The sequence below is a fragment of the Serratia sp. Tan611 genome (genome assembly GCF_905188235.1).
GTDB classification, from domain to species: Bacteria; Pseudomonadota; Gammaproteobacteria; order Enterobacterales; family Enterobacteriaceae; genus Serratia_B; species Serratia_B rhizosphaerae.
Window position 1 is genome coordinate 1,880,224 of record NZ_LR994655.1, and the last position, 13,810, is coordinate 1,894,033.

Consider the following 13,810-nt stretch of genomic DNA (forward strand, 5'->3'; position numbering starts at 1 on the left):
TGATGGCAAATCCGCTTGCGGTGATTTTCAGCCACAGCCACCACCTGCTGCAGGTGGCGGACTGCGACGCGCTGCTGGACGTGCTGGCCTTTGAGGGGCAGGAGGAACTAAGTAAACCGTTCAGCTACCGGATTGAATTTACCAGCGCCGACCACGGCATCCATCGGGAGGCGATGCTGATGAAGGCGGCGTCGCTGACGCTGCAGGCGCCGCTCAATCAGGGCGCCGCGATTAAACTGCAGCAGCCGCTGCGGGTGATCCAGGGCGTGGTTACCGGCTTCGAGCGTCTGGGCACCACCAACGATGAGAGTCGCTACGCTCTGACCCTGTCGCCGCGGCTGGCGCTGCTGGCCCACAGCCGGCAGAACGCCATCTATCAGGATATGTCTGCGCCGCAGATCGTGGAGAAAATCCTGCGCGAGCGCCACGGCATGCGCGGTCAGGATTTCCTGTTCTCGTTGACGCAGGACTACCCGCGGCGCGAGCAGGTGATGCAGTACGGCGAGGACGACCTGCGTTTTATCACCCGGCTGCTGGGGGAGCTGGGCATCTGGTTTCGCTTCACCGCCGACACCCGGTTGAATATCGACGTGGTGGAGTTTTGCGATGGCCGTCAGGGCTACGGCGCGGGGCTGACGCTGCCGTCGGTGCCGCCCTCCGGCCAGCATGACGAGGGCGTAGAGTCGTGCTGGGGGCTGGAGAGTCGCCATCAGGTGGTGGAAAAACAGGTCAGCCTGCGGGATTACAACTACCGGCAGGCGCTGGAGGCGATGGATGCGCAGGCGGAGATTGGCGCCGGCGACGGTACTACCTACGGCGATGCCTATCACTATGCGGATAACTACCTGACGGCTGGCTGCGGCGAGGAACGCCATCCGGCTGCGGAAAGCGGCGCGTTTTATGCCCGCATCCGTCATGAACGCTACCTGAACCGTCAGACCCGGCTGTTCGGCGTCAGCAGCAGCGTGACGCTGGTGCCGGGCGAGGTGGTCAGGGTGAGCGGCGGCGCGGAGGTGGCGGAGGTATTCCGCCGGGGTGTGGCGATCGTGCGGACGATCAGTACGGCGCGGCGTGATAAAAGTCTGGAGATCGGCTTTGAGGCGATCCCGGACGGTGCGGACTACGCCTACCGGCCGGGCGTGCCGCTGCGGCCGGTGATGGCCGGCACGCTGCCGGCGCGGGTGACCAGCACCACCGAGAACGACAGCTACGGGCATATCGACCGCGACGGCCGCTACCGGGTCAACATGCTGTTTGACCGGTCGAACTGGGAAACCGGCTTTGAAAGCCTGTGGGTGCGCCAGTCGCGGCCTTACGCCGGGGAGACCTACGGCCTGCACCTGCCGCTGCTGGCGGGCACCGAGGTGGCGATCGGCTTTGAGGACGGCAACCCGGACCGCCCGTACATTGCCGGCGTGCTGCATGATTCGGCGCACCCGGACCCGGTCACCATCCGCAACTACAAACGCAACGTGCTGCGCACGCCGGCGAACAACAAAATCCGCCTGGACGACAGCCGGGGCCAGGAGCATATCAAGGTCTCCACCGAGTACGGCGGCAAGAGCCAGCTGAACCTCGGTCATTTGGTCGATGCGGAAAAGCAGAAGCGCGGCGAGGGCTTTGAGCTGCGCACCGACAGCTGGGGTGCCATCCGGGCGCAGAAGGGGCTGTTCATCAGCGCCGATGGCCAGCCAAAGGCGCAGGGCGAAGTGCTGGCGATGCAGCCTGTGATTAGCCTGCTGAAAGGCGCGCTGCATCAGGTCGCCGAGTGGGGCAGTATTACGCAGATCCACCGTAGCCACAGCCCTGCGGTCAGCGGACTGAAACAGTTGGCGGACAGCGCAGACAAACTGAAAGATCCGTTACTGCTAATGAGCGCGCCGAAAGGGCTGGGCGCCATGACCCCTGAAACGATGTTGCTGCACAGCGGTAACGGTTTGTATATGCAGAGCCTTGGCGAAGTAAACCTCACCAGCGCACAGCGCCTGTCGGCAAACGCCAGTCAGGCCGTCTCGCTGCTGGCGCAGAGCGAGGGTATGCGGCTGGTATCCGCCAAGGGTCCGTTGGAGATGGAGTCACATGGCGATATTTTATCGCTGACCTCCCTGAAAGATATTACCGTCCAGTCCACACAGGGACACCTGCAATTGACGGCTAAAAATGGCATCACTCTGGGCTGCGGTGGGGCTTATATTCGCCTCACGCCGCAGGGCGTGGTGGAAATTCACGGTCCGGGATTAATCAGCCTGAAAGGTCAGCACGATCTGCAGGGGCCAGCCAGTGAGACGTTTCCCTTGCCTGAGCTACCGGCATCGGTGTGTAAAGAGTGTCTGAAAAAAGCGCAGCAGCTGGCGCAGGGCTTCGTGCCAAGGGAGGCATAAATGACTACGTCATGGATTGAGGAAGTGGCCGCTGCCTGTCGGGCATCCGGGATCGATTATCTGGATATGATCATTGATCAGGCCGGGCTGGATTTTAGTGTTATCCCGGCACTGAACGCGTTGTCGATAGAGTGGCAATCGCTGTACCGTGGGCTGCCGGAAGCGTTTATTGTCGATGATGCTCCGCTGATTGCGCGCATAACGCTTGACAATGTCCAGCAGCAGCAGTGGCTGCAGGAAATTAGCCGGCAGGTTGCCGTACAGGCACCGTTGCTGCTGCTGTGTTCACCCTGGCCGTTCTCTGCCCTGACGGCCTGGTTAACACAGTGCATGGACGTGTTGCAGGAGGGAAGGGGCGGCATTTTGCGATTTTACGATACGCGGATATTTCCCCTGCTTTTTACACACATCCTCAGTGAGGAGCAACAGCAGCCTTTGTTGCGCCCGGCCCTGTTCTGGGCATGGCAGGATATGGATGGTCACCCGAGGGGCATAAAAGGTTGCGGCACGCCTCAGGCTCGCGATGAAAAAAACCATAAAATCGATCTCAGCGATCGCCAACTGGAGTACCTGATGTGCGTCTGTGATGTCATGGTGCTGTTGGCGCACCGCGCACCGCCAGCGGGCGTTTATGCATCGCGGCAGGCGCTGTTTTCTGATTGCTACCAGGGCATGGTGGAGGCTACCAATCAGGGCATTATTCTGGATGATGCGCGTGAAGCCTGGGTGATGCAAAAATGGCTTGGTGCAGCAGAAACTGACTGATGGCGAAGGGAAGCCGCTCCGGACTGGGCACCCGTCTCCATTTCAGCGTGACTGCACGCGTGATACAAGGAAAGTCAGATGAAACATTCACTGTTAACCCCGCTGCTGGCGGGTCTGTTGCTGTTAACCGGCTGCTCACAGCCCGCCGCGCAGGCCGGCGGCGGGGGCGGCACGATCAAAGCCATCAACCACACCAAATGGGCGATTAACCACTTCAGCGTCAATAACCAGTCGGGCATCGACATTATCGGTCCGTATCAGGGCGGCGGTGGCGGCTGCTGTTACAGCGTACCCGCCCACTGGACGCCGGGCATGACGGTGCGTATTGACTGGGAAACAGGGGCTGGAGATATGGATGGATCTCCCGGTTATGAGAACAGGGAACAATATCTTGCTTGGGCTAAGAAAATGAAAGCCCAGAATCGCCAGCACAGCAAAACCGTGCCGATCCCCGACTATAACGGCCAGGATGTCTGCGGTATTACGGTGCACTTTTTGCCCTGCGACGAAGTGAAGGTGACAACCAGTTGCTGGTCACCGAGAAATGCCAACTACCCGATAAAAGAGCCCATCAGGATGAAGGAGCCGAAAGTCTGTCCGCGGTAACGGAAACTGCTCCGGACTGGGAATCTCCCCCCATTTCAGCGTGACTGCACGCGTGATACAAGGAAAGTCAGATGAAACATTCACTGTTAAGCCCGCTGCTGGCGGGTCTGCTGCTGTTAACCGGCTGCTCACAGCCCGCCGCACAGGCCGGCGGCGGGGGCGGCACCATTGATGCCATCAACCACACCAAATGGGCGATTAACCATTTCAGCGTCAATCACCAGTCGGGTATCGACATTATCGGTCCGTATCAGGGCGGCGGTGGCGGCTGCTGTTACAGCGTATCCGCCCGCTGGACGCCGGGCATGACGGTGCGTATTGACTGGGAAAGCGGGGAGGCATCGACAGATGATTTCCCAGGGTATGAACATTGGGATAGGTATCTGGAATGGGAAAAAAAAATCAAAGCCAGCCACCGCCAGCACAGCAAAACCGTGCCGGTTCCCGACTATAACGGCCAGGATGTCTGCGGTATTACGGTGCACTTTTTGCCCTGCGACGAGGTGAAGGTGACAACCAGTTGCTACACCTACGGCAGCCCCGCTTACCCGATAAAAGCGCCCATCAGGATGAAGGAGCCGAAAGTATGTCCGAGGTAAAAGAAACCGATCTGGCCTGGGCGCCCGTCTTCATTTCAGCGTGACTGCACGCGTGATACAAGGAAAGTCAGATGAAACATTCACTGTTAAGCCCGCTGCTGGCGGGTCTGCTGCTGTTAACCGGCTGTTCACAGCCCGTCGCGCAGGCCGGCGGCGGGGGCGGCACCATCAAAGCCATCAACCACACCAAATGGGCGATTAACCATTTCAGCGTCAATAACCAGTCGGGTATCGACATTATCGGCCCGTTTCAGGGCGGCGGTGGCGGCTGCTGTTACAGCGTACCCGCCCGCTGGACGCCGGGCATGACGGTGCGTATTGAATGGGAAACTGGGCAGGGTTCATCTGCTGGTTTTCCCGGATTTGCTGATGAGGAAAAGTATCTTGCCTGGAAAAAAAACATTGATGCGCAAAAGCGCCAGCACAGCAAAACCGTGCCGGTCCCCGACTATAACGGCCAGGATGTCTGCGGTATTACGGTGCACTTTTTGCCCTGCGACGAGGTGAAGGTGACAACCAGTTGCTGGTCACCGAGAAATGCCAACTACCCGATAAAAGAGCCCATCAGGATGAAGGAGCCGAAAGTATGTCCGAGGTGAAAGAAACCGATCTGGCCTGGGCGCCGCCGCCGTTTCCGGCGCAGGGACGCCTGCCGACCCAGGCGCTGCAGGTCGGGCAGAACTGCTATCAGCAGAACAGCGCCGAGCGGCTCTACCGGCAGGAGTTGTGTCTGGCCGCCGGACGGCGCGTGGAGCCGCCGTGCTGTAAAACGCTGCATATCAGCCTGTTTTTCGACGGCACCGGCAATAACCTGAATAATGATCTTTTTCTGTCAAACCCGAAGCACCCGACCAATATTGCCCGCCTGTTTCGCACCACTATCGGGACCGGTACGGCTGGCGGAGTACCGACCGACGATCAGAGCGCGCTGTTGGATGGGGCGGAAGACGGTGAGGGGAAATATTTTAAATTCTATATGCCAGGCGTGGGTACCCCGTTCCCGGAAGTGAACGACCCGGATTATTCCCTCTTCGGGCTGGTGGCCGCAACCAAGGGGGAGGAGCGTATTAACTGGGCGTTGCTGCGTATTATTGATGTGCTGAAGTTTACTGCCACCGAAAAATGGCTGACCACTGCGGAGAGTCGCCGGTCCATCAGCAACATGGGCACCAGCTGGGACCGTCTGTGGTTTGGCGGCAGCCATAACCGCTATGAGGAGTTTTGTCGTTTACTGAATGAGTTAGCCCCGCAGTTGAGGCCATTGCTGACCCAGCCGGAGCCGGGCAAACCGAAGCTGTTAGGGATCAAGCTGTACGTCTATGGTTTTTCCCGCGGCGCGGCGGCGGCGCGCGCCTTTGTGCGCTGGCTGAGCGAGCTGCTGCCGCCGCCGGCGGCGGCAGGGGAAAATCCCCCGCAGTGCCTGCAGATTGGCGAAATGCAGCTGCCCATCAGCGTGGAGTTTCTCGGGCTGCTGGACACCGTGGCCTCGGTCGGGGTGGCGCACGTAGTGCCGATTGCCGAGGGGCATATGTCCTGGGCGGACGGCACGATGGAGCTGCCGAGCGATGAAACTTACCCGGGGCTGATAAAAAAATGCGTGCATCTGGTGTCCGGCCATGAACAGCGCCTCTGCTTTCCGATGGACTCGGTGCGCCGGGGTAACGGCAAGTACCCGCCTTATGCTACCGAAGTGGTGTATCCGGGGATGCACTCGGATCTGGGCGGCGGTTATCCGCCGGGGGATCAGGGGAAGGCGAGTGGTATTGATGACCGTTTGTTACTTTCACAGATAGTTTTAAATGAACTCTATGTGGCAAGTTTCCAAGCTGGATCACCGTTAAAAGTACCTATTGACTCGCTGCCTGAAGACCTTAAAAAAGATGCATGGCGTGCTATGCCCCCTGATCTTATTGAGCAATTTGGTACTAATGGGACACTTGTTAAACGCTTCAACGCCTGGCGCGAACTTACCCTGAATCTGACCACGCCAGAAAAAATTACGGCTGAAGAGGCTGCCAGCTACGATCCGCCGCGCGCCAGCGGCAGTCTGGAAAGCCTGGTCGAAAATCAGATTGCCTGGCTCACCGCCTGGCGCATCGACCGCTATGCCAGAGGAACGATGCTGAAAACGCCATTTTACCAGCGCGCCACGAACAGCGAAGCGTTGCCTGCCGCACGTAAGGCGGCTGAAAAGGCACGGAATAAAAAACAGCAAGATATTATTGAATTACGCAACGATCAGATTGCAAAACAGCCCGCCGACCAGATGGACGATCTGGTGCTCTATCCGGGCGTCAAGGATTTCGACCCGGACATGGCGCAGACCCAGCTGTTTGAAGCGGCGAAGGAGTTTGGCAAGGATTACTTTGACGGCTACCGCATTCCGGAGAATCTGGCGCAGGCGGTGCTGGATACCGTGCTGCAGCCGATGATTTTCGTGCTCAATACCGATGATGAGCCGCAGGAATACCGGCGGATGAAGGCAGCCGGGGAGGCCCGCGTGGCTATCCTGTTCCCCGAAGCCGGTGAGGCCAGCAACGCGGAGCAGCCTGCCGGGCTGGTCAGGGCGCTGTTTGACGATCACGTGCATGACTCGCGCGCCTGGTTTATGCACGCCGCGCTGGGTTCGCGCGAGATGTGGGGCGGCTACTTCCGCTACCGCATGATTTACTTCAGCGACAAGTGTAATAAGTCGCTGTCGCCGCTGGTGATCGCCGGCAACCTGGTAGGGTTTGCCACCCTGACCACCGGCGTGGTGCTGAGCTTCAAACAAAAGAGCCTGAGCGGCAAACTGTCAGGACTGGCGGCAACCGGGGCTGTGCGGGCGCTGCAGGTTGAAGTACTGGATCGGATCACCCGGGAACCCGTGCCGCAGCTGCCGGGCGGGGAACAGTTGCGGGCATTTACCCGGGAGCCGGGCGTCGTGGTCGCCCAGCAAAAAGCACGGGTGGCGGAACAGCAGCTGGCGCGGGCGCAGGCCGCGATCCCGGCCAGCTGGCTTGAACAAGTCCTGACCTCGATCGCCTGAGAAGGAGCTGTCGATGAATAAAGTCATCCGTAAAGGGGACCGACTGCGGGAATACGGCGGCAGGGTGTTGGCGGGGCGTTATCAGTGCTTTGGTCAGGGGTTTGCCTGTAAGGGCGATCCGGTGAGCTGTAATAAACACGGTATGACCACCATTGCGGAAGGCAGCTCGCGCACCACGATCGATGGGCAGCCGGTGGCGCTGCACGGCCATCGCTGCGCCTGCGGCTGTACGCTGGTCAGCTCGTTTCCCGACTGCGGTATTGACCAGTGAGGCGCGTTCCTGACTATCCGCAGTACAAAATGGCGCGTCCGCCCAGTACCGCCCGCTGGCTGTCGGCTGCGGCGCTGTTGGTACTGCTGTGCGGCAGCGCCAGCGCACTGCTGGCGTCTGCGCAAGGGAACCGTTTACTGGTCGCCACCGGTATCCTGCTGGCACTGCTGCTGGCAGGTACCGGCTGGCTGGCCCGGTTGCTGTACTATCGTATCAGCGTGCATAACGCCGCTTTCTACGACCAACTGGTGGACTATGAACGGCAGCGGTGGTGGGCGCAGCATCGCCAGCCGTTCTGGTTAAGGGAAGGCGTATTGCTGGGGCCTGCGGGTACGCGCACAACCGACTGGTTGCGGGTGCTTAATCGTGAGCAGCGTCCTCCGGAAGAAAAAAGAGAAGGTGGCGGTAACACGTTGAGACTGCCGCAAATTTTTGCCGCTGACGCCGGTATGCGTGAGAAGCGGCTGGCGGAACTGCTGGTTATTGAGTGGCAAAGGCAGCGTGGCGAAAGCACGCTCACCGCGCCGCTGCGCTGCTACTGGCAGGGAGCCGACGTTGCCTGGCAGGCATTCCGCACCCAAATGGCTGCCGCTTTCCCGGCGCTCCAGCTGCCGGCGCGGCCAGCCCCCTGGCAAGGGGAAGCCAGCCTGATGGCTATCGCCAGCTACCTCGCCGACGCCGGGCCTGAAGACACGGTGCTGATCGCCGGCTGTCAGGTGGTCGCCGCGCAGTCCGGGAGCAAACGTCCCGTCGGGGAGTCCGCCGTCCTGTGGCTGGCCGGGCGGCACGGCCCGGTGCAAATGACGCGTGGAGAAGCTTTCTCGGCCGAGAGGGGGGATGCTTTGCCCGCGGTCTGTGCCCGTGCGCTGGAACAGAGTGAACTGGAAGCCCCCCCCGAGGCCTGCCCGTTGTTTTCCCACTCCGGTCTGGAGGCGCTGGCGTCCAGTGGCTGGGACGTCAGCCAGCATCTGCAGGATGCCTACTGGGGAGATATCGGCGATATGGACGCTCTGATCGTTTTATCGCTGGCGGCAATTTACGCCGCGCACCACCAACAACCGTGTGGCTGGATTGCCCGCGACCCGATCAACACCCTCGCACTTGGAATTGTAAAACCTGATGGACAACGTCAATAAACCTGCTGTCATTTCTGTGGCAGCCACGGCCGCCGTCTGTATTGCTGTGACCACGCTACTGGTCCTGCTAGGCGGGCTGGCATGGTGGCTATGGGGGAGCGAACGTGCTACGCAATGGGATGCGTTGCGTCCGCTGATCGTCGCCGGTTTTATCGTCTGGGGAACGGCGCTCAGCCTGCTGACGCTGGGTTTTATGGCTTTCCGCTTGCTGATTAAGGACAAGGTTAGCCCGTCGACATCCCGCAAGCGTCAACCGACAACGGCAAGTGAGCGTGAAACCGCGTATGTCGCGCTGAAAAAACATCTCCGCTCTCGCTACGGCCCGTTCTGGCGCCGTAACGTGCGTCTGCTGTTGATCTGCGGTGATGACGCCGCGATTGAACAACTGGTTCCTGGCCTGCAATCCCATCGCTGGCTCGAGGGTAGCCGCACCGTGCTGATTTATGGCGGTAGCCTGACATCGGAACCCGAACGCGAAAAATACGCCGCCCTGCGCACGCTGCGCCGCGGCCGCCCGCTGGACGGTATCATTCGCGTGCTGAATAAAGACCAGTCGCTGACGCCGCAGCTGAGCGACAGCGATCTGCGCGGCTTGGAAAAAATCGGCGACCTGCTGCGCTATCAGCCGCCGGTCTGGCTGTGGCAGCTGTGTGATAGCGACTGGCTGCAGACGGGCCGGAAACCCCAGCCGGTAGGCATCACGCTGCCGGCGCGGGGCAGCACGGACGATGCGGCGGCCCGGCTCGCCGAGCTGCTGCCGCAGCTGCGTGAACAGGGTCTATCCCAGGTGGCGGGAAACCGGGCCTTTGATTTTCTGCTGCGTCTGGCGCAGTGGTTTGAACAGGGCGGTGGCGTGCGCTGGAAAAATGCGCTGGCACCGTGGCTGTACGGCGCGCAGCAGCGCGTGCCGCTGCGCGGTCTGATGTTCAGCCTGCCGGATGCGGTTGACGAACAGGCTCAAGGGAGCAGGGAGAGCGTCTCTACGGCGTTGCCCCCGCATGCCGTTACCTTCTCGGACGCCTGGCAGGGCATCCTTGATGACCGCGTCCGCGGCCGCCGGGTCGGCATGGCCTGGGAACAGACGCTGGCGCTGGCGGTGATGGCCGGCATCGGGCTGTGGGCCGTGGGGATGACGATTTCCTTCGTTGCCAACCGCCAGCAAATCGTCACGGTGGCGGACAAAGCGCAGGCGCTGGTCGCCCGGCCGGCGGTGACGGATGAGCAGCTCGGCGCTTTGCATGCGCTGCGCAACGACGCCGGCCGTCTGCAGCAGCATAGCCGCGCAGGCGCGCCCTGGTATCAGCGTTTCGGTCTGGATCACAATCCGCAGCTGCTGGCCGCGATGCTGCCCTGGTACGGCGTGGCAAATAACCGCCTGATCCGCGATCCGGCCAGTGATGCGCTGCGGCAAAAGCTGACCCAGCTGGTGAATTCTCCGCCCAACAGCCCGCAGCGCATCGCGCTGGCCAAACCCGGCTACGATCGGCTGAAGGCCTGGCTGATGATGGCGCGCCCGGATAAGATCGACGCCGCTTTCTATGCGCAAACCCTGCAGGCGGTGCAGCCTGCGCCCCGGGGCATCTCCACCGGGCTGTGGCAGAGCCTGACGCCGGATCTGTGGGCGTTCTATATCGCCGAACTGGCCCATCAGCCCGGCTGGAAAATCACCCCGGATGCGGCGCTGGTCAGCCAGAGTCGTCAGGTGCTGTTACAGCAGATCGGGCGCCGCAACGCCGAAAGTACGCTGTATGAAAATATGCTCAAATCGGTGCGCCGTAACTTTGCCGATCTGCGGCTGGAAGATATGACCGGCGGCACCGATGCCCGGCGGCTGTTCGACAGCCGGGAGGTGGTGCCGGGCATGTTCACCCGTCAGGCCTGGGAAGGGGGCATTCAGCAGGCGATAGAGAAGGCGGCCAACGCCCGGCGCGATGAAATCGACTGGGTGCTGAGCGACAGCAGCCAGGGCGTCGCGGCGGATATTTCGCCGGAAGCGTTGAAGGCCCGCCTGACGCAGCGTTACTTCACGGATTTTGCCGGCAGCTGGCTCGGTTTCCTCAACGGTCTGCACTGGCAGCCGGCCAGCACCATTGCCGATGTGACCGACCAACTGACGCTGATGGGCGACGTACGACAGTCGCCGCTGATTGCCCTGATGAATACGCTGGCTTGGCAGGGGCAAACCGGGCAGAAGAGCAAGGCGCTGTCCGATTCGCTGCTCAAATCGGCGAAAGAGCTGATCCACAGCGACAGCCGGCCGGCCATCGATCAGAGCGCGGCCGGGCCGGTTGGCCCGCTGGATGAGGCTTTCGGCCCGCTGCTGACCCTGATGGGCAAAAATCCGGCCGGTCAGGTGATGGCGGCCGATGGCACCCTTAGCCTGCAAATCTACCTGACCCGCATCACCCGCGTGCGGTTACGGCTGCAGCAGGTGGCCAGCGCCTCGGACCCGCAGGAAAAGATGCAGACGCTGGCGCAGACGGTATTTCAGGGCAAAAGCGTCGATCTGACCGACACCCAGCAGTACGGCAGCCTGATGGCCGCCAGCCTCGGCGAGGAGTGGAGCGGCTTCGGGCAGACGATGTTCGTCCAGCCGCTGACGCAGGCCTGGGAAACCGTGCTGCAACCGTCCGCCGCCAGCTTGAACGGCAAGTGGCGCAGGGCGGTGGTCAGCAACTGGCAGAGTGCCTTCGATGGCCGCTATCCGTTCGCCGCCAGTAAAAGCGAAGCCTCGCTGCCGATGCTGGCGGAGTTTATCCGCAAGGACACCGGCCGCATTGAACGTTTTCTGACGCAGGAACTGGGCGGCGTCCTGCATAAAGAGGGCAGCCGGTGGGTGGTGGATAAAACCAACAGTCAGGGGCTGAACGTGAACCCGGCGTTTCTGAAAGCGGTTAACCAGCTCAGCCAGCTGTCGGACATTCTGTTTACCGACGGCAGCCAGGGGATCGGCTTTGAGCTTCAGGCCCGTCCGACGCCTCAGGTGGTGGAAACCACGCTGACTATTGACGGCCAGAAACTGCGTTACTTCAATCAGATGGCTGAATGGCAGGCTTTCCGCTGGCCGGGAGATACCTATAAGCCGGGCACCATGCTGACCTGGAGCAGCACCAACGCCGGCGCCCGGCTGTTTGGTGACTACGGCGGCACCTGGGGGTTTATCCGCTGGCTGGAACAGGGCAAACGGAGTCAGCTGGATCGCAGCCGGTGGATGATGAGCTTCAGCGCGCCGGATGGCCGCACGCTGCAGTGGGTGCTGCGCTCACAGCTGGGCAGCGGCCCGCTGGCGCTGCTGCAACTGCGCAACTTTACCCTGCCGGGGCAGATCTTCCGCGTGGCTGAGCAGGCGCTGGCGGAATCTATGGATGATGTTGAGATGAACGGAGTGAAGTAATGAGCCAGCTGCAAAATTTAGTGGCCGCCTGCCAGGCGGATGACGGTGAGCTGATACAGCAGGCGCGTCGCTATGTGCAAGAGTGGCAAAGCTGGCTACTGCCGCTCTCTGCCGAAAATCCCACGGGGGAAGACCCTGGCTACGACGATGATTTTCAGCGTATCCGCGAGGAGGTCAATCAGCTGTCTGGCATTGATACCGGCCTGATTTGCCAACTGGCGGAAAGGCTGCTGACGCAGCGCTGCAAGGATATTCGTGTCGTGACCTTCTACATCTGGGCGCGCCTGCACCAGGACGGCGAGGCGGGGCTAGCGCAGGGGCTGGAACTGCTGGCCGCGATGCTGCAGCAGTTTGACGGCGGGCTGCACCCGCAGCGCGAGCGCAGCCGTAAAAGCGCGCTGGAGTGGCTGGGCAGCGGCCGGATGCTCGACAGTCTGTTCCTGTACCCGGAGGTTGATCCGGCCACGATGCGGCGCGTGACGGGCGCGCTGCTGCTGGTCGAGCAGGCCATGGAACGGTGGGATGAGGCGAGCCGCCCCCGGCTGTCAGCGCTGTATCAGGCGCTGGAAACGCGACTGGCGCAAAATGGCGGCGCCGGCACGCTGGTGCCGCAGACCAGCCGTGAAGAAAACGCGGAGCCGGCGTCCGCCGGCGCGGCGCTGCCGACGGCGCATGCCGTGAATTCAGGGCGCGATCTGCTTGATCAGGCAAAAATGCTGGCGAAGTATCTGCGCGATTGCGAAGGGGGCTGGCTGGCCGGCCACCATCTGATGAAAAGCGTCCGCTGGGATACCTTAACGGCGCTGCCGCCGCTGGACGCCAGCGGCCGCACGCGCCTCGCTGCGCCCAAGCCGGATCACCGTGCGCACCTCAAGCGGCTGTACCTCCAGCAGAGCTGGGCGGAACTGCTGGAACTGGCGGACAACCTGTTTGCTCAGGGAGTTAACCATCTGTGGCTGGATGTGCAGTGGTACATCTGGCAGGCGCTGCAGAAAACCGATGCGGACACGGTGCGGGCGGACATTATCAGCCGCGATTTGCGGGGCTTGCTTAGCCGTTTGCCGGGGCTGGAGTCGCTGGCATTTAATGACGGCACGCCCTTTGCCGATGAAGTGACGCTGGGCTGGATTAACCAGCAGGTGCTGGACGATCCCACGGGCTGGCATGAGGGGCCGCTCAGCGTTGCGGTGGCGGATGATGACCTGCTGACGCTGGAGCCGGAAGTGCTGGCCAGAGCCGACAGCGACGGCATTGAAGCCGCGCTGGGCTGGCTGCAGGCGCGGCCGGGCGTCACGTCGCCGCGCGATCGCTGGCTGCAGCGCCTGCTGATGGCCAGAGTCACGGAGCAGTACGGCAAAAACGAGATGGCGCTGCATCTGCTGGGCGAACTGGACAACAGCGCTCAGGCGCTGACGCTGAGCCAGTGGTCGCCGGACATGGTCTTTGAGGTTAAAGCCCGGCGTCTGAAGCTGCTGCGCCAGAAGGCCGCGCGCAGCGAGGCGGATAAAGTCCGTCAGCAGCCGGAGATGGACGCGCTGCTGGCCGGCCTGATCGCCATTGACCCGGCGCGCGCCGCGGTACTGTGCGGCTGAACGCTTTTTTGCAATCACACTCACCTCAGATAATCAGG

At 61.6% G+C, this 13,810-nt stretch carries 10 protein-coding genes; all 10 read left to right on the forward strand.

Annotated features, from left to right (window positions below; all coding sequences use genetic code 11):
* The first annotated feature begins 2 nt into the window (after positions 1–2).
* The 10 genes from TAN611_RS08820 (at position 3) to tssA (ending at position 13,772) form a co-directional block, all read left to right on the forward strand.
* The gene (locus TAN611_RS08820) at positions 3–2,381 is read left to right on the forward strand and encodes a type VI secretion system Vgr family protein (RefSeq protein ID WP_203067768.1); all 2,379 of its coding nucleotides are present in this window, start codon (positions 3–5) and stop codon (positions 2,379–2,381) included.
* Positions 2,382–3,146, forward strand: coding sequence for a DUF4123 domain-containing protein (locus TAN611_RS08825; protein WP_187043333.1), 765 nt, complete (start codon positions 2,382–2,384; stop codon positions 3,144–3,146).
* A 78-nt stretch (positions 3,147–3,224) separates the two neighbouring features.
* Positions 3,225–3,752, forward strand: a complete 528-nt coding sequence (gene tli1 / locus TAN611_RS08830; protein ID WP_203067551.1) for a T6SS immunity phospholipase A1-binding lipoprotein Tli1-KP — start codon at positions 3,225–3,227, stop codon at positions 3,750–3,752.
* A gap of 71 nt (positions 3,753–3,823) precedes the next feature.
* Positions 3,824–4,351, forward strand: a complete 528-nt coding sequence (locus TAN611_RS08835; protein WP_187043331.1) for a DUF3304 domain-containing protein — start codon at positions 3,824–3,826, stop codon at positions 4,349–4,351.
* Between the two features lie 71 nt (positions 4,352–4,422).
* A complete protein-coding gene (tli1, locus tag TAN611_RS08840; protein ID WP_203067552.1) occupies positions 4,423–4,950 on the forward strand; it encodes a T6SS immunity phospholipase A1-binding lipoprotein Tli1-KP in 528 nt (175 codons plus the stop codon).
* Positions 4,938–7,379, forward strand: a complete 2,442-nt coding sequence (locus TAN611_RS08845) for a DUF2235 domain-containing protein (RefSeq protein ID WP_203067553.1) — start codon at positions 4,938–4,940, stop codon at positions 7,377–7,379. Before tli1 (TAN611_RS08840) ends, TAN611_RS08845 begins: the two co-directional genes overlap by 13 nt.
* Positions 7,380–7,392: 13 nt before the next feature.
* On the forward strand, positions 7,393–7,650 hold the full coding sequence (locus tag TAN611_RS08850) for a PAAR domain-containing protein (protein WP_015671830.1): 258 nt from the start codon (positions 7,393–7,395) through the stop codon (positions 7,648–7,650).
* Positions 7,647–8,786 (forward strand): hypothetical protein, encoded by a 1,140-nt coding sequence (locus TAN611_RS08855; protein ID WP_238404526.1) that lies wholly within the window; start codon positions 7,647–7,649, stop codon positions 8,784–8,786. Before TAN611_RS08850 ends, TAN611_RS08855 begins: the two co-directional genes overlap by 4 nt.
* Entirely contained in the window at positions 8,770–12,180 is a 3,411-nt protein-coding gene (locus TAN611_RS08860) for an ImcF-related family protein (protein ID WP_203067554.1), read from the forward strand. The genes TAN611_RS08855 and TAN611_RS08860 overlap by 17 nt, the downstream gene beginning before the upstream one ends.
* Complete coding sequence (gene tssA / locus TAN611_RS08865; RefSeq protein WP_203067555.1) at positions 12,180–13,772, forward strand: type VI secretion system protein TssA; 1,593 nt, start codon at positions 12,180–12,182, stop codon at positions 13,770–13,772. Before TAN611_RS08860 ends, tssA begins: the two co-directional genes overlap by 1 nt.
* Positions 13,773–13,810 lie beyond the last annotated feature (38 nt).

What these genes read in the sequence shown, in the direction of transcription:
- TAN611_RS08820 (WP_203067768.1), top strand. Translation starts at nt 3, where the DNA reads ATGGCAAATCCGCTTGCGGTGATTTTCAGCCACAGCCACCACCTGCTG.
- TAN611_RS08825 (WP_187043333.1), top strand. Translation starts at nt 2,382, where the DNA reads ATGACTACGTCATGGATTGAGGAAGTGGCCGCTGCCTGTCGGGCATCC.
- tli1 (WP_203067551.1), top strand. Translation starts at nt 3,225, where the DNA reads ATGAAACATTCACTGTTAACCCCGCTGCTGGCGGGTCTGTTGCTGTTA.
- TAN611_RS08835 (WP_187043331.1), top strand. Translation starts at nt 3,824, where the DNA reads ATGAAACATTCACTGTTAAGCCCGCTGCTGGCGGGTCTGCTGCTGTTA.
- tli1 (WP_203067552.1), top strand. Translation starts at nt 4,423, where the DNA reads ATGAAACATTCACTGTTAAGCCCGCTGCTGGCGGGTCTGCTGCTGTTA.
- TAN611_RS08845 (WP_203067553.1), top strand. Translation starts at nt 4,938, where the DNA reads ATGTCCGAGGTGAAAGAAACCGATCTGGCCTGGGCGCCGCCGCCGTTT.
- TAN611_RS08850 (WP_015671830.1), top strand. Translation starts at nt 7,393, where the DNA reads ATGAATAAAGTCATCCGTAAAGGGGACCGACTGCGGGAATACGGCGGC.
- TAN611_RS08860 (WP_203067554.1), top strand. Translation starts at nt 8,770, where the DNA reads ATGGACAACGTCAATAAACCTGCTGTCATTTCTGTGGCAGCCACGGCC.
- tssA (WP_203067555.1), top strand. Translation starts at nt 12,180, where the DNA reads ATGAGCCAGCTGCAAAATTTAGTGGCCGCCTGCCAGGCGGATGACGGT.